The organism is Francisella philomiragia subsp. philomiragia ATCC 25015 (genome assembly GCF_000156715.1).
In the GTDB taxonomy this organism is placed as follows: Bacteria; Pseudomonadota; Gammaproteobacteria; order Francisellales; family Francisellaceae; genus Francisella; species Francisella philomiragia.
In genome coordinates, this window is the sequence record NZ_DS999316.1 from 252,712 (window position 1) to 276,506 (window position 23,795).

A 23,795-nucleotide genomic window follows, 5' to 3' on the forward strand; every position below is an offset into this window, starting at 1 on the left:
ATTAAAAAACTATTCTACATTTAATTTCCTAATAATATTGACCAACTCTATTCATATATATACTATTTTATTAAGTATCTATTTTAAGATTGCATTCAATAAGTATTGTTGCGCTTAATAATGATTGATATTTATTTCAATAAGGAGAAAACATGAATAAGATATTAACTACAGCAAATGGCGCTCCAATTCCTAATGATAATACAAGTATTAGTGCAGGTACAAATGGTTCGCTAACATTTGATAACTTTCGATTATTTGAGAAGTTAGCACATTTTAATCGCGAGAGAATTCCTGAGCGTGTAGTACATGCAAGAGGTACTGGCGCATATGGTACTTTTACCCTTGAAAAAGACTTATCAGATTTGACAGTAGCTGATTTTTTAAGAGATCAGAACAAGCAGACTGAGGTTTTTGTGCGATTTTCTACTGTTGGAGGAGGTCAAGATTCTAGTGATTATGTTAGGGATGTGCGTGGTGCAGCTATCAAATTTTATACCAAACAAGGCAATTTTGATATTGTAGGAAATAACACACCAGTATTTTTTATAAGGGATCCCAATAAATTCCCTGACTTTGTACACTCACAAAAAAAGAATCCTCGAACTAATCTACCAGATCCTGTAGCACAGTTTGAATTTTGGTCAAGAAACCCTCAGTCTTTGCATCAGATGACAATATTGATGTCTGATAGAGGTATCCCAAAGAACTATAGGCATATGCATTTATTTAGCTCACATACATTAAGCTTTTATAATGAAAATGGTGAACGTTTTTGGGTTAAGTGGCATTTTAAAACACAACAAGGAATTAAAAATCTCACAAATGAAGAAGCATCTAGGCAGCCAAGCTATGGAGCTCAAAAAGATTTGTTTGATGCTATAGAGAGTGGTAACTATCCAAAGTGGGATGTTAAATTGCAAATTATGACTGAAGACCAAGCAAAGCAATACAGTATAAATCCTTTTGATTTAACTAAGGTTTGGTCTCATAAAGATTTTCCACTTCAAAAAATAGGTGTTTTAGAGTTAAACCGTAATGTTAATAATTATTTCGCTGAAGTAGAGCAAGCTACTTTTGCTCCTAATAATCTAGTGCCTGGTGTTGGTGCATCTCCAGATAAGATGTTACAAGCTAGACTACTAGCTTATCAAGATGCTCATAGATATCGAGTAGGTGTAAATGCAAGTCATATACCGGTAAATGCTTCAAAATGCCCCATGCATAATTATCAGCGTGATGGAGCAATGGCTGGTACAGCTCTTAATGTATCACAGAATGAAATGCCTAATTTTTATCCAAATGCGCATTCTGATTCACCTTCAGATGCTAAGCAATATATAGAGCCACCTTTAGAAATAGAGGGTTATATTGCTTATTATGATGCACAAGGCGAAGATAACTACTCACAAGCTGGAAATCTTTTTAGATTAATGAGCGAATCTCAGCAGCAACAGTTAGCTAATAATATTGCAGAAGGATTGGTACATGCTAGTCAAGAGATTCAAGAAATAATGCTTGACCAGTTTGCTCAAGCTGATGAAAACTATAGAGTTAAGGTCGAAAAAGCCCTTCAAGACATCTAGTTAGAAATTATTTTTGCTCAGATTATCTGACATCGGTAGAAATAACTCAAAATAGAACTGTGATATAAAATAAGTTTTTATTTTCTAATAGTAACTATTAAATGAAATTTTATATACTATTGACTTTCAAAAGTTTTTATAAAACATTATAGTATTAAAATCGAACCATAAATTTTGTACTTTATGAAAAAATACATATTAATCTTACTCAGTGTAGCTACTTTTAGTTTATCTTTTGCTATGAGTCCAAGTAGCTTTATCGCTAAACCGACTTCAGAGAAATATGAATCTGAAATTATGGATGCAGATGAACAAATCATAAAGTTCATAGCAAAGCGTCAAGAGTTAAGAAATCAAATGTTAGATCTTCAGAAAAATCAGAAGTTACCTAGTAATGATCCATTTGAAGATAAAGACTTGGCGGCTACGCGTACTAACTTTGCAATACAGTATAATGTAAGCCCTAAGCTGGTCGATCAAGTATTTGATATTCTAAATTCTTCGGCTCAAAAACCAGCAAAATAATATTTTAAATAAAGTTTATAAGAGGTGGTAATACAATGTCAATTTATGACTTTAAATTAACTAAGAATGATGGCTCAGAATATTCTTTACCTAATAATAAAGTTCTTTTGATAGTTAATGTTGCAAGTAAGTGCGGATTTACTAAGCAATATAAAGGACTTCAGCATTTACATAAATTATATCCTGATCTAGAGATAGTGGCTTTTCCATGTAACTCATTTGGCGGACAAGAACCTGGTAGTGATGAAGAAATCAAAAGTTTTTGTGAAACTAACTATGATGTTACATTTCCAATAATGAAAAAGACAAAAGTAAATGGTAAAGATGCGGAACCATTATTTGAATATCTTAAAGAAAGAGCAAAAGGTGTGCTTGGTACCGAAGCTATAAAATGGAACTTTACAAAATTTTTAGTATCAAAAGATGGTGAGACTGTCATTAGGTATGCACCTAAAACAATTCCTGAAGATCTAATATCTGATATCGAGAATTTTCTTAAAGATTAAGTCCAAAAATCTGTATAATTTATTTATCTCTGTTTTAAATTCTAAAATATGATTTCAACTTCATTATCTTATATATCATCTTTATTACTTATATGTAGTCTTATAGTTTTGTTATCAAGTAAGTCAAAATCAAAATTATTTGAATATTTTCCAGCGATTGTAATTATTTATTTTGTCATAGTAGTACTTTCAGCTATGGGATTTTGGGATTCAAAATCTTCAGAAATTATTCAAACAAGATTACAGCTTCAAGATTTAATATTGCCTGTGATGTTATTTTTGATGCTTATTCGTTGTGATATTAGAGTCGTTATAAAGCTCGGTAGAAAATTACTTATAGCATTTTTTGGAGCTACAGTAAGTATCATAATAGCTTTTGTCATAATGTATTTGACTGTTGGTAAGTATATATCGCCAGATGCTTGGAAAGGATTCTCAGCTTTATCAGCAAGTTGGATGGGTGGTACTGGTAATATGATAGCTGTTAAGCAAGCTCTTAGTACTCCTGATAATCAGATGGGCTATATACTATTGACAGATTCTATTAGTTATTCTATTTGGTTTGCTTTTCTGTTTGCGCTTATTTCTCGAGCAAATATATTTGATAAATGGACTAAAGCAGGTTGTATTGAAGAGCATATAAGTAAAGTTGATATTAACAATCCTTATGATGTCAAAGGCGATATTAACTTTGTTGGAATATTTGTATTAATTGCAATGGCATTTACTGCTACTGATATAGCAAAGATTTTATCAAGTTATTTACCAGCAACAGATTTAATATCTGCTAAGACTTGGACAATATTGCTAGTAACACTATTTGGGTTTGTAGGTGCTATGACTCCATTAGCCAAAATTAGAAGTGATAGTATTATTGCAAGTATCTTCTTATATTTTTTGGTCGCACTTATAGCATCAGGCTCAAGTTTCAAAGGGTTTTCTCAAGCACCGATATACATAGTTTGTGGACTTATGGTTCTTGTTATTCATGCTATACTTATGGTAATAATTGCCAAGATATTTAGGCTAAACTTAGCAATGTGCTCTATTGCCTCTTTAGCAAATATTGGTGGAATAGCAGGAGCACCAATATTAGCAAGTGCATATACTAGAAGTTTGGTATCTATCGCAGTTGTTATGGCTTTACTTGGGTTTTTGATTGGTACCCAAGGTGGATTAATTGTAGCTAAGATACTTTCAGGATTTGCAATATGAGTAAGATAATTGATATAAAAACATCTATCATAAAAATACCTCTTAAAAGAACATTTATAACAGCTGTACGAAGTACAAACCATATTGATTCCTTAGCAGTTGAGTTAACTTTAGATAATCAAGTTAAAGGTTATGGTGTAGCTCCAGCAACCACAGCGATTACTGGAGATACGTTGCAGGGTATGCAATATATTATTCGTGAGATATTTGCTCCAGTGATACTTGGCTCAGATTTATCTGATTACAAACAAACTTTAGAACTAGCTTTTAAAAAAGTGATGTTTAACTCCGCTGCTAAAATGGCTATAGATTTGGCGTATTATGATTTATTAGCCAAAGAGCAAAATATATCTGTTGCTAAATTACTTGGAGCTAAAGCAAATTCTATAGTAACTGATGTTTCTATAAGTTGTGGAAGTGATGCAGAAACTATACAAAATATTCAAAATGGTGTCGAAGCTAACTTTACAGCTATTAAGGTTAAAACAGGTGCTGATTTTAATAGAGATATCCTGTTGCTTAAAGCTCTTGATAATGAGTTTAGTAAAAACATTAAATTTAGGTTTGATGCTAATCAAGGTTGGAATCTAGCACAGACAAAGCAGTTTATCGAGGAGATAAACAAATATAGTTTAAATGTAGAGATAATCGAGCAACCTGTTAAATATTACGATATAAAAGCAATGGCAGAGATTACTAAATTTAGTAATATTCCTGTAGTTGCAGATGAGTCAGTATTTGATGCCAAAGATGCAGAACGAGTTATAGATGAACAAGCATGTAACATGATTAATATTAAACTTGCAAAAACAGGTGGTATTTTAGAAGCTCAAAAAATCAAGAAATTAGCAGACTGTGCAGGTATATCATGTATGGTGGGTTGTATGATGGAGTCACCAGCAGGTATTTTAGCTACAGCGAGTTTTGCATTAGCAGAAGGTATTACAGTGGCTGATCTTGATCCTTTAGACTGGGTAGCTAAAGATTTGTATAGTGATTATATTACATTTAATGAGCCTAATATTATTCTAAAAGATAATCTAAATGGTTTTGGTTTTAATCTTTAAGTAATACATATAACGATGAGTAAAGATAAAGTTATAATTTTGGTACATGGTTTTATTAAAAATAGTAAAGACATGTCATCTTTAGCTAATTTTTTAAAAGATGGTTATGATGAGGTTATAGCAGTTGACTTACCAACAACATTTGTAAGTGTTGATGTGGCAGTTAATAAACTATGTCAAATTGTAAAAAGTATTCCATCATCAAAGTCGTTGATATTTGTAGCTCATAGTATGGGTGGGATAATATCATGCATGACTATTGATAAATTACAGCTTACGAATGTTGAAAAATGTGTATTTATAGCTTCTCCATTTGCTGGCTCAAGAGTCGCAGATTTTGGTGATAGGATTCCTTTTTATTCTAGAGTACTAAAACCAAATAAAGATCTCAAAGTAACAGATAAGTATTTAGAAATCTGCAATAGAGTAGCAGAGAAAGTATCAGTAGGTCTTATTGCTGGTAATAAGTATTCTAAACTTAATTTTTTAGCAAGACTATGTCTGAGAAGTGAGCATGATGGTTTGGTAGAAGTATCATCAGTATTTTCTATAAACAGTCTTGATAGAATTACTATAAATAAAAATCATAGTCAAATTCATCATGATGAAGAAACTCTTACTAAAGTATCATTTTTCTTGAAGACAGGTAGGTTTATATCTTAAAAAATAATTTATATGCATATTATTCAGAACGAGGCTTACATGCCAGATTCATTTTTGGCTCTGAGAATGAATTGTGACCTACCTCATGAGCGTATCGACAATTTTTGTTGTTAAACTGAGTAGCTTCAAAGAATTTGTTATCATTAGTGTGTATTGAGAATCCTAGATTAAATAAGATCAAAGAGATGATCAATATAGCTATTTTTTTCATATTATTTCCGTCAAATTTTAATTTCATAGCTATTATGTCAGGTAATTTATATATGTAAAACTAATGATTTTTATACTATATATAAGATATACTTATATGCATGGTGTTTTCTAATTTCTAAAATTTGCTTTATGTGAATTTTGTCATGTAATTTGTGTTGGGTATAAAGATAATTTTATCTTATTATAGACTGTAGTAATTAAATTAATTGTTTGTAACGTGCAATTTTTAACAGAAAAACAAAACCGTGAAATTGAAGAGTATGCTATTTCTCAAGGATTAAACCTAATCGAAAATGCTTCAGATGAAATTGTTAAACTTATCTGTAATAAGTTTGATAAACAAAGTAAAGTTATAGTAATAGCGGGTTCTGGGAATAATGGCAGTGATGGAATTGCCGCAGCTATCAAGTTATTTAATTTAGGATATGATGTTGATGTTTATCGAGTTTTTCCAAAAGGCAATCAAGACAACCAAAACTATTATCAAGAGTTTTTAAAGTTAGAGACTCCTTTAGATAAATTGCCGGATATTAATAATTATGATGTCGTAATCGATGGAATATTCGGTATAGGATTAGATAGAGATTTACAAGGAGATATTTTAGAACTTGTTAAAGTTATAAATCAAAATTCAAAATACACATTAGCTATAGATGTACCAAGTGGATTAGGTGCTTTTAATGCCAAAGTATATGGTGAGGCTATCCAAGCTAATGAAACAATTACATTTTTAGCTGATAAGCAAGGGCTACATACTGGCGATGGTTTAGATTATGCTGGTCAGGTAACTGTCAAAGAGCTGATTGATAATCAAAATATCAATATTACTCAATCGGAGTATCAAGTTTATAAAAATGATATTCAAGATATAAATCTTGATAATATCCTTAGGAAAAAGAAAAATACCAATAAAGGTACTTATGGAAATCTAGCTATAATAGGTGGTAATATTGGTATGAATGGAGCTTTGCAATTAGCAGGTAAAAGCTCGTTATATAGTGGCTGTGGTAAGGTCTCGATGATATCTTTAGATAAAGACTTTCATGCCGATATGCCTATACCTGAGCTAATGACAAAATCTCTAGAAGATATTCCTAAAAATCTAAATACTTTCTCAGCTTTGGTAGTAGGTGTTGGTTTTGATACAACTGATGACTCTCAACAAGTTTTACAGTTAATAATTGATAATTTAACTCAACCAGCAATTTTTGATGCAGATGCCCTAAATATAATCTCAACTAATCAACAAATTAGAGAAAAATTTATCCGGTTAGAAAATAAAATAATAACACCACATCCTGCAGAAGCAGCAAGACTACTTGGTTGCACTACCAATGAAGTCCAAGATGATAGATTTGTAGCAGTTAGAGCGTTAGCTAAAAAATATAACTCCACAGTAGTACTAAAAGGAGCTGGTAGCTTAATTTGTAAAGATTATGAAATCTATATAAATACTACAGGAAATCAAGGTATGGCAGTAGCAGGTCAAGGAGATGTATTATCTGGAATCATTGGAGCGTTCTTAGCTCAAGGTTTAGATACGCTATCAGCAAGTAGATTAGCAGTATATGTTCATGGTTTAGCTGGAGATAATATCGTTAAAAAACTAGGTGGCTATGTTGGAATATTTCCTAGTAGAGTGGCTGAGGAGATTAGTATTATTTTGAATAATTATTAGTTGTCAATAAGTCATTTTTAAAACTCTTATCCAAAATCGTCAACACATCATCATGAAATCTTTCTCTTTTTTGCTGTGTGGATCTACCACAGAACAACTCAGCGAATCTACTAGTTGGCCATTCAGCGTCGACATGGATAGCTCCATCAATTTTGACAAGAGTATTATCTTTTAGACTTATTATGAAGTCTTTGTAGTTATTATTGGCATTACATGCGCTTGCTGGGGCAGCTATTATATAGGTTGGGCAATTTATATTCTTGGCGGCTTGAGAGCCAAGATTGCCTACATCTACAGGGTCTAATTCTATCCAAAGCTTGACTCTAGTATTCTCTGATGTCACTATCAAAGTAGCTAATCCTCCAGCAGAGAAACCAACTAAAGCAAGATCATTATTTATAATGCTCTTATAGTCGCTATTGCTATAGATATAGTTTATTAGCTCAGATATAAACTCAGCATTTTTACTATGATTAGCCCAAAATGGTAGATTGGGTACTACTACAAAATATCCATGATCTGCAAGGAAATTCCCCCAACCAGACATATTATCTTTTGATCTTGAGAAACCATATACTACGATAACTACTGGTAAACTTCGATTAGATTTTTGATAAAAAATATCGTAGTTGGAGCCAGCAATATTTAGAGAAATATTAGCCGTTTCTTTGATAGTTTTAGATGAGTTTTTGCTATTTTGAGCATTTGACATACTAAAAGTAAAAACTGTTGCAAATATAGAAGATAAAACAAAACTAAGAAAAAACTTAGTTTTTATCATGAGATTTAATCAAGAATCAATTTCGATATCGCTAAACTGTATATCCATAACGTTATTTTGAGCATCAACTACTTCTACATAAGTTATAGTTTCACCACCTTTTAGAGTTACTTCTTTAAGAGCTTTTGATAGTAATTCAGTCTTAGGAGTTAGTACTAATGTCCAGTTATCTGTAGTACCGCTGAATTTAGTATTGAAATTATCGTAGATTACTTTTGAGTCACCCTCTAATACAGACAAGAATATCTTAGTGAATGAGAACACCATTGGGCTATCTTCTTCACCAAATACAGATTTTGGACTATCTGCAGTCTTAATTGTAATAGTATCTTTTGTTGCTTTTAGAGAAGATTTAAACGGTTTCTCTTGGTTCCACTCTAAACCATCTTTCTTAGATAGCTCAAATTCACCAGATGCAAGAATAGGCTTGTCTAAACCTTGAATTTTGCGTGATTGGATGAAGTGACCAGAGTAGTTATCATTTTTGACTAGCTGTTCTTCTACTTTAGCAAAGTCTGCTGACGGAGCAGCATAGACTAATCCACTAACTAATATACTTGTAGCAATCACAACTTTTTTGAACATTATATATTCTCCTGTATATTCTATAAATTAACAACATCAGCTTTACAAACTAAGCATTGTAAATATTACATTTATTCGCTGAATATACTAGAGCTATAGTATAGATATTAACAAAAATTAATAATCTGCTTGTGCTTTAGTAGATGTTATTGTTAATTTTTTTTAGATTAAAAAGGTGTAACATCATCAATTACATTACCAACAATTTGGAAGGGAAGCTTTAATATGCAGCTATTTAAACTAATACAATAAACAGTTAATGTAGCAACTAAAAATATTTTCTTTAAATTCATTTTTTATAGGATAGTATTTAACATTTATTTATATAATACCTAAGTAATTTATACATTTGTAGATCTTATTTATTAGTAATACTTGTTCAATTAGATATTTGTTATAATTAATGCTAATAAATTTAGATTGTCTATTTGGATAAATATTGTGAAACATCAACTTAAATGGATGGCATGGGAGACAACTAGGCGTTGTAATCTTAAATGTGTACATTGTCGTTCATCTTCAGAATGTGAAGTAGTAGGACATCGAGATTTTTCTACCGAGGAAGGCTTTAGAATCATTGATAATATAGTTGAGTTTGCTAAACCTGTATTAGTACTCTCTGGAGGAGAGCCTCTTTTACGAGCAGATATTTTTGAGCTAGCTGAATATGGTGCTAGTAAAGGTCTACGTATGGCTTTAGCTACTAACGGCTCATTAGTCACTGATGAGATTTGTGAGAAAATTAAAAACTCAAGCATAAGTATAGTATCTCTAAGTATAGATGGAGCTACAGCTGAGACTCATGATGATTTTCGTAGCCAAAAAGGTGCCTTTGAAGCAACAGTAAATGCTGCAAAACTATTTAAGAAACATGGTATACCATTCTTGATAAATTCATCATTTACCAAACGTAATCAACACGAGATCAAGGATGTTTATAAACTAGCAAAATCTCTTGAGGCTACAGCATGGTATCTATTTATGATAGTGCCAACAGGGCGTGGTGAAGAGCTTATGCAAGAGCTAATAGATATAGATGATTATCAAGATATTCTAAACTGGCATTACGATATGGAAGCAGATGAGCAAGATATGCTTGTGCGTCCAACTTGTGCGCCACATTATTATCGTATTCGTTTTGAGCGTAATAAAGAAGATGGAGCAAAAGTTCGATCAAGAGCTCTTAGCTTTGGTACTGGTGGTGGTAAAGGTTGTATAGCTGGGCAAAGTATATGTTTGCTAGATGTTGATGGTAATGTCTACCCGTGTAGCTATCTACCTGTTAGTGCAGGGAATGTTAAAGAAAAATCATTTGCAGATATTTGGAAAAATAGTGATGTGATGCATGATATGCGTGATTTTAGTGCTTATGAAGGTAAATGTGGTTCATGTGAATTTATCAAAATTTGCGGAGGTTGTAGAGCTAGAGCTTATAATATTCATGGTAGCTATCTTGCAGAAGAGCCATTTTGTAATCATATGCCAATTAAGCTGAAACAATCAGAAAACAACAAAAATAAATAAGTCATTAAAGCCAAGTATCGCGAATAAATCTTGAAGTTACTGTCTTTCTAAACCAACAACAGCTGACATATCTATGATCTGTTTGATTTCATTCGGAGATGTTACTTTTAGCCCAGAATCTTGCTCAGCTGGCGGGATATCATAGAAGTTCATCGCATTTAGATCATAAGTAACATAACCGTTATCTATATTCATAGCATAAACTCCTACAGGACCTGTGCCTTGATATACAGCATTATCTTTATATGCTACAGTTAGATTCTTGAGATCTTTAATAGTTGTCCATAGTGTCATAGATTTCTCATAAGGTGGTACAGAAGCATTGGCAATTATTGATGCTGCATGAAATATAGCTTCTCTATTAGATTTTGGCTCAAGCATCAGTTCAGATAATATATAAGATCTAACAAATCTTGCAGCTGCACTAAAATCTCCAGGTAGTCCAACTAATTGAGCTACTTCTGGACGAGAACTTGAAATTGTATCAGCATAATTAATAACTCTATCACTAAATTTAGGATTACTATTATTTACTGATGGTTGTAGTAGTGATTTATATTCTTCGATATTGCTTAGATGCCATTCGTAAGTAGGTGCATTAGTTAAGACATTACCAGCATTTTTATGAATGTACATTTTACCATCAATAAACTCTATCACAGCACTGTTGCCATTAGCATCTCTTAGACACATGTGAAGAGGAATATTTTTTATATATATGCCATCTTTTAACTTTACAGCACTATTCACTATCTGACACTCAGATATTAATTTAAGAGCATCTGCTACATCTTTTGCCATAGCTAACAAAAAATTACCTAACTCATACACCGCTAGTGCAGGCCTATTATCATTATCATCATAACTTGGATATACCGTACCATCTAAATACAAGATACTATATGAAAAGCCTTGAGTGTTTAAACCATCTGTTACATAACTCTCAAATCCTAATCTACAAAAGTAACCATATTTTGAAGTCCACTTAGCGATTCTGCTTTCAGGAATTTTATCAGCATCTATTACAACATCTGTTACATTTTCAATACCGACATAACCCCAACCATTTTTAAAGGCAATATTTATTGGAAAATCCATAGATCTTGCTTCGATTTTGTATTGATTTTTATTTATAAAAACATTAGTACACATATTAATCTTACCTTTCAAATTTCATTGCTGGTGCTATACTTACAATATTAATACTACATTATTTTGGAATATAAGAGAATGACTCAAGAGTTTAATAAGATTGTTTTGTACCGAATGGTAACACCAGAAAAAACTTGTCCGTATGGTTTAAAAGCAAAAGCGTTATTTGAAGAAAAGGGGTGGTGTTTTGAAGACCATATTTTAAAAACTAGAGCTGAAACAGATGCTTTTAAACATAAGTATAATTTAGAAACTACACCTTTAATATTTATTGATGATAAACAAATTGGTGGTTATAGTGATTTGCTTGAGTTCTTAGGTCAGAAATGAATCAGCAGTTAAAATACTTTGTTTTGTCAACTAAGGTATTACCTGAACATATCGATCCAAATAATCATCTTAATAATATTGTCTATCTTCAATGGATGCAGGATGTGGCTATTGAGCATGTCAAGGCTAATAAGGTTTTTGACTTAACGGAGTCTCAAGGACTTACATGGTTTGCTAAGAAGCATACTATAGAGTATCTATCTCAAGGATTCTTAGGTGATGATATCGCTGTAGTTACGTGGGTAGAGAGTATTACTAAAATTTCTACATTTAGAAAATATCATATTTATAGAAAGTCAGATAAAGCTCTACTGTGTAAAGCAGATACACTGTGGGTAATGATAAATGCTCAGAAGGGCAGACCTGCAAAAATCCCAACAGAACTGGTTGAAATATTTGATAAGTATAATGATTTTGAGATTGATAATATTGAGAGCTTAATTTAAGTAGGGTTCTAAACTATTTTTTATTATTTTTAATAACCTCAACTGGACCGTGATCATCACAATGATTACCATGAGGATGATGTAATCTACCATCAACAATATAGTCTATGTGATCACCATGTGGTACTGCTTCATGACCACAATCCGGACCATGTACGTGATCACAGCATTCATCTTTGATTGGTTTACATTCATCAGGATTCTTAGTTGTGACATCTAGAGTATGTTCATCATAATGCCCATTATGTTCATGATGAAGGTGACCATCGTGTAGATAGTCGTAATGATCGCCATGTTTGATTTTTGTATGACCGCAGTTATCTTGGTGTTTATGTTCGTGGTTTTGATGTGTTTTACATTTGCTCATGGCACTTCTCCTCTTTAGTTTTGTACATTTATTTTAGCATTTTTTGCCTTAGACCCTCAAATAAATATATCGTAGCCGCTTGAGCTACATTTAAAGATTCAATATTACTTAGAGTAGGAATCATTGTCTTTTCACCTACTGAAAAGTCCTCTATACCATTGGCTTCTTCTCCAAAGACTAAGACACTGTTACTCAACTTAAATTCTTTAGAATAACAAGAAACTCCCTCATGTGGTGTTGTCAGCCAAATTTTTCGTTCTTTTAGTGTGGGGTAATTCCTTACAGCGCTTAGATTTTCAAAATATCTGAATTTCAGACTAAATTGTGCACCCATACCAGCTCTTATAGCTTTGGGGTTAAAAGGATCTACAGTACCATTTATAAGTACAATCTCTGTCAAACCAACTGCTATAGCAGTTCTCAATATAGTACCAATATTACCAGGATCTTGTATTCTATCTAGCACTAGTATGAAATCATCTTTAAATTCAAAATCAGATGATGTATCTTTTTTCTTGGCTAAGATTAGCACTCCTTGAGAGTTTTGTGTTTGTGTCAATTCATTAAGATCTTTTTCAGAGAGAATATATTTTTTATCTACAGGGTAGCTAATGTTATCAGTGTTTTCTGTTGTCAATAGTGCAATCAAGTCTTCTTTAGGTAATCTTGATAAGGCTTCATCACAGCATCTTAATCCTTCTATAACATAGTAGATAGATTTTTTTCTACCTTGAGGTGAGTGAAGCTTCTTTATTTCTTTGATTAATTTTTGACTTAGATTTTTCATTAAGCTATTAGCTATAATATTTTGCTAGATATTGTATGTTTTTTAGTACTTAGAATAAATAGTTACGGTATGTATTTTTGATATAGGTAGCTATAAATGTTAAGGTAATACAACTGTTATCAAAAAATAGGAATATTATGCAACGAGAAAAAGGTGCTTATGCTCCAGTTTTTTATCCTGCTATTATTTTAGCTATTGTCCTGTCATTGTCAGGAATTTTTTATCCGAATCAATTTGCTAGTCATATCCAAAATCTACAAAATTTAATTCTAGAAAAATTTGGTTGGGCTTATATATTGGCAATGAGTGTTTTTTTATGTTTATGTTTGATCCTAATGTTCAGTCGCTTTGGCGATATCAAGTTAGGTCAAGAACATGATTTACCTGAGTACTCTAATATTTCATGGTTTGCTATGCTGTTTGCAGCGGGTATGGGAATTGGTTTGATGTTTTATGGAGTAGCAGAACCATTGAAGCATTTTTTAGCTCCTCCTAATATGTCTTCAGATGAGTTAGTACTTGTTAAAGAAGCTATGAATACCACATTTTTCCACTGGGGTATAGAAGCATGGTCAGTATATGCAATTGTAGGTTTATCATTAGCATATTTTGCTTATAGACATGATTTACCTTTATTACCTCGATCGGTACTTTATCCAATATTAGGCAGACATATATATGGTCCCTTAGGTCATGCTATTGATGTTTTTGCAGTACTAGGAACATTGTTTGGTGTAGCAACATCTCTAGGATTTGGTGCAATGCAGGTGAGTGCGGGGATGAGCTTTTTGACAGGTTTACCAGATACTGTAAATATGCAAGTTATTTATATCGTAGTTATAGTCGCATTAGCAACAATATCTGTAGGATTAGGACTTGAAAAAGGCATTAAGGCACTAAGTAATTTTAATATTATATTGGCAGTATTATTACTAGTTTTTATACTATTGTTGGGTAATTCATCAGTATTGGTACGCGATTATATTCAAAATATTGGTTACTATTTAAGTACTATAGTAAATCAGACCTTTAATTTGTATGCTTACAATCAAGAAAATCAAGAATGGCTAAAAAGTTGGACATTATTTTATTGGGGATGGTGGATAGCTTGGTCGCCATTTGTCGGAATGTTTATTGCTAAAGTATCTAGAGGTAGAACAATCCGCCAGTTTACTATAGGTGTATTGTTTATCCCTGTTGGGTTTACATTTTTATGGATGACAGTCTTTGGCAATTCTGCTATTGAAATAGCTATGAGTGGTAATGGTGAAGCTCTTATTAATGCTGCAAATAATAATATACCTGTAGCATTGTTTGAATTTTTACAACATTTTCCATTCTCAACACTATTATCAGTTTTGGCAGTATTTTTAATAGTGACATTTTTTGTAACATCTGCTGATAGTGGAGCCTTAGTTATAGATATTTTAGCTACAGGTAATGCCAAACAATCAATAACATTACAGCGTATTGCTTGGTCAGTACTTAGCGGTTTACTTGCAATATCATTAATTTTAGCAGGTGGTTTACAAGCTTTACAATCAGCTACTATAATTAGTGCTTTTCCATTGTTGTTTATTTTATTTTTGATGTGTGTTTCACTAATTAAATCTTTAAGATTAGATTATCTAAGGCTTAAAAGTATTGAGACACATTCAACTGTTGTTCAATTTGCAAAAGCAAACACATCTTGGCAGAAAAGATTAGAAGCTATTGCTCATAAACCATCAAAAGATCAGGCTATAGAGTTTTTACAAAAAGATGTTACAACAGCTATAATTGAGGTTGCAACTGAAATGGGAAAAAATGGTATTAATACAGAAGTGATTAAAGACCATGATCATATACAACTAGCTATTTCAATAGAAGGTAATGAAGATTTTATATATAGTGTGATGCTAAGATCATATCAGTCAAAATTAGGTAATTATAATAGGGTAGAAGTACTTCTAAGTCATGGAGGTCAGTATTATGATATTATGGGGTATTCAAAAGACCAAGTCATTGCAGATATTGTCAACCAATATGATAAGCATTTGCACTATTTGCACCTAGTTGTTGCAGATAAGGATATTGTTAATTAAGCATCGCATAGTTAAGATTAAGTATCCATGCAAAACCTACCCATAAAAGATATGGTATAAGCAAATATCCAGCAACTTTATTTATATCCATAAATATTTTAAGATTCCATGCAATAAATATCCATAAAATAGAAATTTCTAAAAGAGCTAAATCAATATTATGCCAGCAAAAAAATATAAAGCTCCATAAGAAGTTTAAACCTAGCTGTATTGCGTAGATAATAAATACCTTTTCTCTAAGAGCTTTTTGTTTGAATACTAGCCATCCAGATATTGCAATCATAATATACAAAACCGTCCAAACTGGAGCAAATATCCAGTTAGGTGGAGCAAAAAAGGGATATTTTAGTTTTGCAAACCATGTTGGAATACTTGTTGCGGTTAAAGCCCCAACAGACATACCTATACCCAAAATAACTATTATGAATACAGCGAGTGAGATGTAGTCTTTATTTTTTATATTACAATTCATACCAATTTCTCCAATATTGTGCTAAAAAATAGCTTTTAATATCATATAAATATTGTAGATTAGAATATACATTTTTTTGAGTTTATATGATAATTATTAACAATATTTAACAGCTAGGAATATTTTAATGTTAAAAACGAAGAGCTTAACATCACATCAATACGAGATAATAATTAACAAAGATACAGAGCATCCTTTTACAGGTAGATACAATGATATAGATCAAAAGGGTACATATATCTGTCGTAATTGCGGTACGCCGTTATTCAAGGCTGATAGCAAATTCATCTCAACTTGCGGTTGGCCAAGTTATGATATTCATATTGATAATAATGTAAAACAATTACCCGATGCTGATGGCAGAAGGACAGAAATTCTATGTAATAATTGTGATGGCCATCTTGGACATATATTTCATGGAGAAGGATATACTAAGTTAAATACACGTTACTGTGTGAATTCAGCATCTGTAGATTTTGTACCAGTAGAAAGTCTGGGAGAAACAGAAGAGATTATTGTAGCTGCAGGATGTTTTTGGGGTGTAGAATATTACATGAAAAAACTGGATGGAGTTGTATTTGCAGAATCTGGATATTGTGGTGGAGATCAGCCAAACCCTGATTATAGAAAAGTTTGTGCAGGGAATACTGGATATTTAGAAGTTGTTAGAATAATTGTTGAGAAGAAAAAAATATCTTTAGAAGAAGTTTTAAAATATTTCTTTGAAATACACGATTTTGAGCAGGTTGATGGCCAAGGTCCAGATATTGGCGAGCAATATAAATCGGCTATATTTTATTATGATGATAAACAAAAACAGATTGCAGAAGATATAAAATCTGAACTTAGTGATAAAGGCTACAAGGTAGCTACAGATATTAGAGAGGCTAAACCTTATTATGTAGCGGAAGACTATCATCTAGACTACTATATGAAGAAAGGGACACTGCCATATTGTCATACTCGTAAAAAAATATTTTAAATCAAATTATTACACATCTTTAATTGGCGAAAAGTCTATTTTTAATACCCATGAATATGACAACTGAAATTACTATAAATGCTAATTGTTGAACAGGGATACCGACCATTAGCTTTGATATTGATAGAAAACTTAAGAAAAAACCCGCCAAAGCAGCAACCATAAATTTAACTAGTCTAATTATCGCATTGCCAGCAGCATAACCTTCTTTGAGAATATCAAGGGCTTTTGATGTTGTTATAATATTCACTAGTGCAAAACAGCCTGTTGCTAGAGCGTTTAATACAATAAATATATAAATATCATTCAAGAAATATGAGTTTAATATATTAAGTAATATTACTATTATAGCCAAGTAATAACCAATAATAATAAGCTCTCTTTGATTATGTGCGGTCTGTTTTCTTTTGATAAAGTTACCAGCAAAGATTATGCCAAACATATTTAATGCAAACAATATACAGTATTGAGTATACCCAAGATGAAAATATTCAATAATTAGATTTGATGATGTGCTAATAAAACTAAACAATGCACCAAAACATAGGGCTCCAGTCAGAGCTGCGATGACAAATGGTAAGTTAGCCATATGAATGAGATATACCTTAAAGCTTCTAGCTAAGCTCTTAGAACGTTTATGTATAGGATGAGTTTCTGGCATAACAATTGTAATAACCAACAAAATAACACCATAAATAGTTAAGAAATGGAAAATATCTTGCCATCTTCCAGTTGTGTAAATAATAATACTGCCTATTATAGGTGCAACTATTGGCGCAATCATAAATATCATAACCATTGTTGCTACAGTTTTTACTAACCTTTGACCTCTATAGCAGTCTTTTAGTATGGCCATAGCCGCAACAGACGCTGGAGAGTCTCCAAGACCTTGTAAGAATCTCATTAATATCAAAGTATCAAAGCTATGTGTAAATGAGCATAAGATAGTACTTACTATATAAATAAGCATACCAATAATAAGTATTTTTTTACGACCAAAACTATCTGATAATGCACCCCAAAAAAACATACCTACACCAAAACCTATAAAGTATGTAGATATAGTAATAGCGAGCTTATTTACATCAACATTAAAGAAACTACCAATATTACCAAAAGCAGGAATATAAGCATCTATAGCAAAGGGTGGTAGTGCCACAAAGATTACAACAAAGAAAACAAGATATTTGCTACCTTTTCTAATTTGAAACATAAGAATTATAGTGATTAATTTTGATGATATATTTTAACAGATAAAGTCGCTAATATTTAGTAGTTAAATATCATGATTAGGAATAGAAGTAATATAAAGAATATGTAAGATTAATTATGCCTCAATATCATCTTTATTATTAGATTGATCTGCTGTTATTGAGCTACCAGAATCTGTTACTGGAGATTCTGTTACATTTGATTGAGCTTGAGTATCATTTACTGCAGCAGTAGCAGTAGCAGTAGCAGTAGCAGTAGCAGTAGCAGTAGGGGTTGTAACTACTGTAGTATTGTTTGTAGCAGTTACAGTTTTTGGAGCTGTTTTAGCTTTATCTATCGCAGATTGGATATTATCAGCATCTGTATAACCACCTATTACAGTTGTATTATCAGCATTAGCATTGACAGCTGGAGCAATCACTAAGAATGGCGTACCTTGAATACCTAGATTTTCAAAACCTAGTTTTAAAGTATCTCTTAGATGATCAGCAATTTTATCATCTTTGATAGCCTTTTTAACTTTAGTTAAATCAGCTCCACATTGAACTGCAACCTTATCAATAGTAGAGTCTTTTAGTTTACCCTCATCTTCACCTGTAGCGAAGATACCATTATGATACTTAACATAAGCATCTGTACCATATAATTTATATATTGCAGTACCTACTTCAGCAGCATATTCAGAGGCAGGAGCTCTTTCACCAAATATAGGGAATTCCGCAAAAACTACTTGTACGTTACTGTTATCTTGCATTACTTTTTCAATTTGTGGAGCAAGTTTTGAGCAGTACATACACTGATAATCAAAGAACTCATATACAACTACTTCTGGATCTTTTACATCAGATTTAGGTGTAAGATCAGAGCCATAAATGCTATCTTTAACTTTTAGGAAGCTAGAAACTCTTTCCTCACTCATTTTCTGTTGTACTTTATTACGTAGATTATCCATGTTTTTTGCTATTTCTTCTGGAGATATAGCTGGTTTTTTTGCATTTAAAGCGTCAGAAAAACCTTCAATAATTTTATCATTGTTTAGATTGTATGATTTTACATTTTTATCAGCTTCGATAGTTGCACCCATGCCATAACCAATAGTATAGCTAGCATTTTTTGTAACAGCATCAGTACCTTGCACAACCGGAGCTGTAGTAGCTACAGAAGATCCGGAATTTGTAGCAACATCCTTAGCCGACTTATCTTTACTTGAACTATCTGAACATGCAACCAAGCTTGTTGCAATTGCAGCAACGGCCAAAGCCTTTAATAATTTCTTTTTAGTCATTATAATTAGCTCCCTTAATTATTTTTTCTGAGCAGCTACTGCTTGTTGTTGAAATTGTAACATTGCATTTTGCATTTGATCTGGAGTAAGTTTAGACTTGCTTCCAGATATTCCATCTGTTAGACCACTAACCACTTCTTGGTTATCTGTCGTTATGTTGTTTTGATCCATTTGAGTTTTTAAAGCTTGTCCCATAGTATAGCCAACAGAGTAGCTAAGATCATCTTGATTATCTGCTGCTGCGAAAGCACCACCAATAAGTGAACCAGCAACTAATGGCGCTAAAAATAGAGTTTTAGTTAATTTCATTATTTAATTTCTCCTTTAGTTTGGAAATGTCTATCCTAAGTTATTCTAACAAACCGGGATTAAATCACAATCATTTATCTATTTTACTTAGATTAATTTGTTTATTTAACGCCCATTTTATATGTTCTAAGACAATTTCTCTGTCTAGAAATTCATTTTTCTTATTTTCTAATGATAGTATATTTTCTGGTTTATATGGTGAGTTTCCGATACCAATAGCTATATTTCTTATCCAAGCATCATAACCAATTCTTCTGATTGCCGAACCTTGTGTATATTTATCAAAATCTTTTCTAGTCCATGAGAATAGTTCAAGAAGAGGTTTATTTATTAAAAAAGCTCTCTGTTGGAAGTCCTTTTCTGTAGTTATGGGGGCATTATTGTTAAAAGGACAAACTAATTGACAATCATCACAACCATATATTCTTGTGCCAATTTTATCTCGAAGCTCTAGAGGTATAGATCCTTTGTTTTCTATTGTTAGATACGAGATACATTTTCGCGAATCGATCATTTTACCATGTTGAATTGCTCCAGTTGGACATAGCTTGATACATGCTTGGCATTTGCCACAAGAATCTTGATGCTTTGGAAGAGTAGGTAAATCTGACAAATCAAGATTACTATAAATTACACCAATAAAGAAAAATGAACCTTGTATTTTATTCATAAGCATAGAGCTTTTGCCTTGCCAGCCTAATCCTGCTTTTTCAGCTAGCGGACGTTCAAGTACTGGAGCACTATCTGTAAAAACTCTGAATTGATGATCACCTGTAAGCTCATTTATATACTCACCTAATCGTTGAAGTTTTTTCTTCATTACTTTGTGATAATCTCTACCATGAGCATATATAGATATGTCTGCAATATCTGTTGAGGATTTTAGTCTCTTAACTTCATTTTTGATAGCTATAGTTCTGTTAAGATAGTTTAATGTGGCAACAATTACGCTATTAGTGCCAGGTACTAATTCATTTGGAACAAATCTCTTTGAGCCATGCTTTATCATGTACTCAAGATCTGCATGATAGTTATTTTCTATCCATTTGTTATAGTAAGGAATATATTCAGATAAATTGCAGTCAGCTTTAGATATAGATGATAAACCAAGGCTATCAGTAGCAAAATTTTGTACTTGTTGCCACTGCATTGCAGAAAGCTTTAGCTTCATTATTAGTCTTCTTTGCGTTTGATATCCCAAAGTTTTTCTAGTGCGTAAAGTTCCCTAGTTTCTTCTAGCATTATATGTACAACAATGTCACCGATATCAACTAAAACCCAGTCAGATTTATTATCGCCTTCAATACCTAGTATTGTAATTTTGTTATCTTTAAGTTCTTGTTCTAAATTTCTTGCTAGTGATTTAGCGTGAGTAGTAGATGATGCTGTAGTAATTACTATGTTATCCATCATATCAGTAAGATGTTCAACGTTAATAGATTGAATATCTTGGCCTTTTAAATTATCTAAAGCTTCTAGAACGATTTGTAGTCTTTGATCAGTCGTCATGAATTATTTTAATTATTGTTTCATAAATTTGGACTAAGATTATAACATAAGTTAGCTTAAATAATGATATCATTATATAAACAAATAGTTTCAGGAGATCATAGATGAAGAATAAGAATCTATTTCTATTCGTACTTTTAGTTATTTTAACTGTGATAGTTTTGGTTTTATTTTATAGGTTTGCTCAATGGTATGAGCAGATATTAGGGACTATATTTTCTTATATTGTAATGATTACAATATTGTTATTTGTATTTGCGCCTTTTAAGTTTATCAAAGATAAGAAAGCAAAAGTAAATATGCTCAACTATTTCAAATATTTAGGTATAACCATTCTAGAAATAGTTAAGATAATAGTTAATATAGTTAAGCAAGCAGCCTTAACCTTGGTATATCTTGTCTCTCGATTATTTGCCAAAGATCTACAAGAAAAATAATCAAATTCGAATTTTTAAATGCAATATACAGCTGAACAACAAAAAATAATAACTCATGATTTAGATAAACATGCCTTAGTTTCTGCAGTTGCTGGGAGTGGAAAAACTCAAACTTTAATAGCAAGAATTGAGTATCTAATTGACAATAAAGTTCCACCAAATAAGATATTGGTTCTAATGTATAACAAATCAGCTCAACTTGATTTTGCAGAGAGACTTAAAAAGGTTATTAAAGCTGATATTGCAAGGTTAGTTAACGTAAGAACAATGCACTCATTAGGAAATAGTTTCTTACAAGCTTTTGCAAAAGCAGGATTTGTTAAGGCAGATAAGATTCTTAAAGAGTATGAAATAGATGCAATTATTTCAAAGCTACTTAAGCTATATCAAAAAGAATTTAAAATAACTAAAGATATTGATAACGAAAGAGTCGAAACATTTAAAGAATATATTTCATTATTGAAATCAGACTTATCTCTTACTAACAAAAAACTCAATGAACTTAATACTAAAGAGAAAAAACTTTTAGATAAAGTGTTTTTAGAGTTTAGCAAAGAATGTGAGCAACAAAAAGCTATTACTTATGATGATATGATTTATCTTCCAGCAAAGCTTTTTGAAAAAGATAAAAATAGCATAGCTCAAGCAAGTAGCTTATATTCTCATATAATCATAGATGAATATCAGGATATCAATCAGGCACAACAGTTTTTTTTGAAGTGTTTAGTTGGAGAAAACACTTATGTTATGGCCGTAGGAGATGTTGATCAGACAATATATCAATGGCGTGGTTCTACTCCATATTATATGTTAGAAGGTTTCAAAAAAGATTTTAAAAATGTAAAACAATATAGTTTATCTTACACATTTAGATATGGTGATTTAGTATCTTTGATGGCAAATAATATTATTACTAATAATAAAAAACGCCATGATAATCTATGTATTACATACCCTAAATTAAATAAAACAACTGATATTAGTATCCTCGATAGTAGTGATAAAGTTGTCCTTAAACTTAAAGCATTGATTGATAGTGGTGTCAAAGCTAGCGATATAGCTATTCTTGTGCGTAAGTATAATTCAACAACGGTATTTGAGTTAAGCTGCCTGTATCATGATCTAGCTTATAGCGTGGTTGCAGATAAGAATATTTTTAGTGAAAATCTATTTAAAGCTATATATGGGTATTTGATGCTGTTTAACAAGGGTAGGGGTTTTGCTAAACACAGTATCGATCAACGAATTGAGTTTATAAAAGCTATGCTTGATTATCCGTCACTATATCTCAAAAAAGATGTTAAGCAAAATTTGGCAAATAAAATAGCTCAAGATATTTCAGCTAGCATGAATATAATTTCAGAATTGACCAAAACAGTTGATAAACCATTTAAAGAAAAAAATATATTAGCAGTATCAGCTAGTTGGAGAGCTATTTTTAATAATACTCGGATTAAAAAGTCAGAAAGAGCGATAAGTTTTATATTAGAAACTTTAGATCTCGAAAAACAAATTTCTAAAGTCTCTGGAGAGACGCACTCAAGCAAATCTAAATTACAAATTATAGATGGAATGAGTAGTTTTGCTAAAGGTAAGAAAAGCTCATTGTCAGAATTTATTGAACTTTTATATGAGCTATACATAAAATCAAATCAGCAGGGTGAAAATGATCCGAATCAGATCCAGATCATGTCAATGCATAGAGCCAAAGGTTTAGAGTGGGATTATGTTGTTGTACATGATGCTACAGAAGGAGGCTTTTTCGGTGAAAAAAACTCTAAGGCTTGTGATGAAACAATCGAAGAGGAGCGAAGATTATTCTACGTTGCTATTACACGAGTCAAGAAACATTTGTTCATAGTATCATCAGATGATATTAATCGTTTATCATCATGGTATGAGATCAAAAAAAATACCTATCCGAAAGATTTGAAATGTAAAAATAGTTTAAGATTTTTGTATGAAGGTAACTTGATAGATTGTCAAAATCATCTAGAGATTATTAACAATATCTCTAATGAGGATAACAAATTTTCTAACAAGATATTTAAACGTTATTATGAGAGTTTATCAAAATAGA

The 23,795-nt window shown here is 31.8% G+C and carries 27 protein-coding genes; 14 read left to right on the top strand and 13 right to left on the bottom strand.

All coding sequences use genetic code 11. The annotated features are described in order from the left end of the window. Positions 1-152 precede the first annotated feature (152 nt). From FTPG_RS06600 to FTPG_RS06625, 6 genes are all read left to right on the top strand, one after another. On the top strand, positions 153-1,586 hold the full coding sequence (locus FTPG_RS06600; protein ID WP_004287653.1) for a catalase: 1,434 nt from the start codon (positions 153-155) through the stop codon (positions 1,584-1,586). 183 nt (positions 1,587-1,769) lie between these two features. Beyond that, a complete protein-coding gene (locus FTPG_RS06605) occupies positions 1,770-2,111 on the top strand; it encodes a chorismate mutase (protein ID WP_004287654.1) in 342 nt (113 codons plus the stop codon). A 35-nt stretch (positions 2,112-2,146) separates the two neighbouring features. After that, entirely contained in the window at positions 2,147-2,617 is a 471-nt protein-coding gene (locus FTPG_RS06610; RefSeq protein WP_004287655.1) for a glutathione peroxidase, read from the top strand. Between the two features lie 48 nt (positions 2,618-2,665). After that, a complete protein-coding gene (locus FTPG_RS06615; RefSeq protein ID WP_004287656.1) occupies positions 2,666-3,832 on the top strand; it encodes a DUF819 family protein in 1,167 nt (388 codons plus the stop codon). Next, on the top strand, positions 3,829-4,899 hold the full coding sequence (locus tag FTPG_RS06620) for a dipeptide epimerase (RefSeq protein ID WP_004287657.1): 1,071 nt from the start codon (positions 3,829-3,831) through the stop codon (positions 4,897-4,899). The genes FTPG_RS06615 and FTPG_RS06620 overlap by 4 nt, the downstream gene beginning before the upstream one ends. Before the next feature lie 15 nt (positions 4,900-4,914). After that, on the top strand, positions 4,915-5,562 hold the full coding sequence (locus FTPG_RS06625) for an alpha/beta fold hydrolase (protein ID WP_004287658.1): 648 nt from the start codon (positions 4,915-4,917) through the stop codon (positions 5,560-5,562). Between the two features lie 19 nt (positions 5,563-5,581). Here the strand turns inward: FTPG_RS06625 and FTPG_RS06630 are convergent, their stop codons facing one another. Further along, complete coding sequence (locus FTPG_RS06630; protein ID WP_004287659.1) at positions 5,582-5,773, bottom strand: hypothetical protein; 192 nt, start codon at positions 5,771-5,773, stop codon at positions 5,582-5,584. Positions 5,774-5,992: 219 nt separating this feature from the next. Here FTPG_RS06630 and FTPG_RS06635 point away from each other — a divergent pair, with 219 nt between their 5' ends. Continuing rightward, positions 5,993-7,453, top strand: coding sequence for a bifunctional ADP-dependent NAD(P)H-hydrate dehydratase/NAD(P)H-hydrate epimerase (locus tag FTPG_RS06635; protein ID WP_004287660.1), 1,461 nt, complete (start codon positions 5,993-5,995; stop codon positions 7,451-7,453). Here FTPG_RS06635 and FTPG_RS06640 read toward each other — a convergent pair. The 3 genes from FTPG_RS06640 to FTPG_RS09945 all read right to left on the bottom strand — a co-directional run bounded on the left by FTPG_RS06640 (position 7,434) and on the right by FTPG_RS09945 (position 9,112). Further along, on the bottom strand, positions 7,434-8,165 hold the full coding sequence (locus FTPG_RS06640) for a poly(ethylene terephthalate) hydrolase family protein (protein ID WP_235264329.1): 732 nt from the start codon (positions 8,163-8,165) through the stop codon (positions 7,434-7,436). The two genes, FTPG_RS06635 and FTPG_RS06640, sit on opposite strands and share 20 nt — an antisense overlap. A gap of 78 nt (positions 8,166-8,243) precedes the next feature. Continuing rightward, entirely contained in the window at positions 8,244-8,819 is a 576-nt protein-coding gene (locus tag FTPG_RS06645; protein ID WP_004287662.1) for a LolA family protein, read from the bottom strand. 167 nt (positions 8,820-8,986) lie between these two features. Then, positions 8,987-9,112 (bottom strand): hypothetical protein, encoded by a 126-nt coding sequence (locus tag FTPG_RS09945; protein WP_268745991.1) that lies wholly within the window; start codon positions 9,110-9,112, stop codon positions 8,987-8,989. Between the two features lie 148 nt (positions 9,113-9,260). Here FTPG_RS09945 and FTPG_RS06650 point away from each other — a divergent pair, with 148 nt between their 5' ends. Next, positions 9,261-10,343 carry a radical SAM/SPASM domain-containing protein gene (locus FTPG_RS06650; protein ID WP_004287663.1) on the top strand — a complete coding sequence of 361 codons (1,083 nt, stop codon included), beginning with the start codon at positions 9,261-9,263 and terminating at the stop codon, positions 10,341-10,343. A 36-nt stretch (positions 10,344-10,379) separates the two neighbouring features. On the opposite strand, the gene FTPG_RS06655 is transcribed toward FTPG_RS06650, so the two are convergent. Further along, positions 10,380-11,495: a linear amide C-N hydrolase gene (locus tag FTPG_RS06655; RefSeq protein WP_035722561.1), complete on the bottom strand. Its 1,116-nt coding sequence runs from the start codon at positions 11,493-11,495 to the stop codon at positions 10,380-10,382. Between the two features lie 78 nt (positions 11,496-11,573). On the opposite strand from FTPG_RS06655, the gene FTPG_RS06660 reads away from it, so the two are divergent. After that, positions 11,574-11,825, top strand: a complete 252-nt coding sequence (locus tag FTPG_RS06660) for a glutaredoxin domain-containing protein (protein WP_004287665.1) — start codon at positions 11,574-11,576, stop codon at positions 11,823-11,825. Next, a complete protein-coding gene (locus tag FTPG_RS06665) occupies positions 11,822-12,271 on the top strand; it encodes an acyl-CoA thioesterase (RefSeq protein WP_004287666.1) in 450 nt (149 codons plus the stop codon). Before FTPG_RS06660 ends, FTPG_RS06665 begins: the two co-directional genes overlap by 4 nt. A 13-nt stretch (positions 12,272-12,284) precedes the next feature. Here FTPG_RS06665 and FTPG_RS06670 read toward each other — a convergent pair whose 3' ends face one another. After that, complete coding sequence (locus FTPG_RS06670) at positions 12,285-12,638, bottom strand: hypothetical protein (protein ID WP_004287667.1); 354 nt, start codon at positions 12,636-12,638, stop codon at positions 12,285-12,287. A 28-nt stretch (positions 12,639-12,666) separates the two neighbouring features. Next, positions 12,667-13,425, bottom strand: a complete 759-nt coding sequence (locus FTPG_RS06675) for a TrmH family RNA methyltransferase (RefSeq protein ID WP_004287668.1) — start codon at positions 13,423-13,425, stop codon at positions 12,667-12,669. 137 nt (positions 13,426-13,562) lie between these two features. On the opposite strand from FTPG_RS06675, the gene FTPG_RS06680 reads away from it, so the two are divergent. Beyond that, a complete protein-coding gene (locus FTPG_RS06680) occupies positions 13,563-15,509 on the top strand; it encodes a BCCT family transporter (protein WP_004287669.1) in 1,947 nt (648 codons plus the stop codon). On the opposite strand, the gene FTPG_RS06685 is transcribed toward FTPG_RS06680, so the two are convergent. Then, the gene (locus tag FTPG_RS06685; protein WP_004287670.1) at positions 15,502-15,981 is read right to left on the bottom strand and encodes a TspO/MBR family protein; all 480 of its coding nucleotides are present in this window, start codon (positions 15,979-15,981) and stop codon (positions 15,502-15,504) included. The genes FTPG_RS06680 and FTPG_RS06685 overlap by 8 nt on opposite strands. A gap of 127 nt (positions 15,982-16,108) precedes the next feature. Here FTPG_RS06685 and FTPG_RS06690 point away from each other — a divergent pair, with 127 nt between their 5' ends. After that, positions 16,109-16,963 carry a bifunctional methionine sulfoxide reductase B/A protein gene (locus FTPG_RS06690; RefSeq protein ID WP_004287671.1) on the top strand — a complete coding sequence of 285 codons (855 nt, stop codon included), beginning with the start codon at positions 16,109-16,111 and terminating at the stop codon, positions 16,961-16,963. A 19-nt stretch (positions 16,964-16,982) separates the two neighbouring features. On the opposite strand, the gene FTPG_RS06695 is transcribed toward FTPG_RS06690, so the two are convergent. The 5 genes from FTPG_RS06695 to rsfS all read right to left on the bottom strand — a co-directional run bounded on the left by FTPG_RS06695 (position 16,983) and on the right by rsfS (position 21,278). Beyond that, on the bottom strand, positions 16,983-18,176 hold the full coding sequence (locus FTPG_RS06695; protein WP_004287672.1) for a multidrug effflux MFS transporter: 1,194 nt from the start codon (positions 18,174-18,176) through the stop codon (positions 16,983-16,985). A 114-nt stretch (positions 18,177-18,290) separates the two neighbouring features. Further along, on the bottom strand, positions 18,291-19,460 hold the full coding sequence (locus FTPG_RS06700) for a DsbA family protein (RefSeq protein ID WP_035722563.1): 1,170 nt from the start codon (positions 19,458-19,460) through the stop codon (positions 18,291-18,293). Positions 19,461-19,478: 18 nt separating this feature from the next. Further along, positions 19,479-19,769, bottom strand: coding sequence for an FKBP-type peptidyl-prolyl cis-trans isomerase N-terminal domain-containing protein (locus FTPG_RS06705; protein ID WP_004287674.1), 291 nt, complete (start codon positions 19,767-19,769; stop codon positions 19,479-19,481). Between the two features lie 70 nt (positions 19,770-19,839). Continuing rightward, positions 19,840-20,940, bottom strand: coding sequence for a tRNA epoxyqueuosine(34) reductase QueG (queG, locus tag FTPG_RS06710; RefSeq protein ID WP_035722565.1), 1,101 nt, complete (start codon positions 20,938-20,940; stop codon positions 19,840-19,842). A 2-nt stretch (positions 20,941-20,942) separates the two neighbouring features. Next, positions 20,943-21,278 (bottom strand): ribosome silencing factor, encoded by a 336-nt coding sequence (rsfS, locus tag FTPG_RS06715; protein ID WP_004287676.1) that lies wholly within the window; start codon positions 21,276-21,278, stop codon positions 20,943-20,945. A gap of 104 nt (positions 21,279-21,382) precedes the next feature. On the opposite strand from rsfS, the gene FTPG_RS06720 reads away from it, so the two are divergent. Beyond that, entirely contained in the window at positions 21,383-21,715 is a 333-nt protein-coding gene (locus tag FTPG_RS06720; RefSeq protein WP_004287677.1) for a hypothetical protein, read from the top strand. An 18-nt stretch (positions 21,716-21,733) separates the two neighbouring features. Next, the gene (locus FTPG_RS06725; RefSeq protein WP_004287678.1) at positions 21,734-23,794 is read left to right on the top strand and encodes an ATP-dependent helicase; all 2,061 of its coding nucleotides are present in this window, start codon (positions 21,734-21,736) and stop codon (positions 23,792-23,794) included. Position 23,795: the final 1 nt, after the last annotated feature.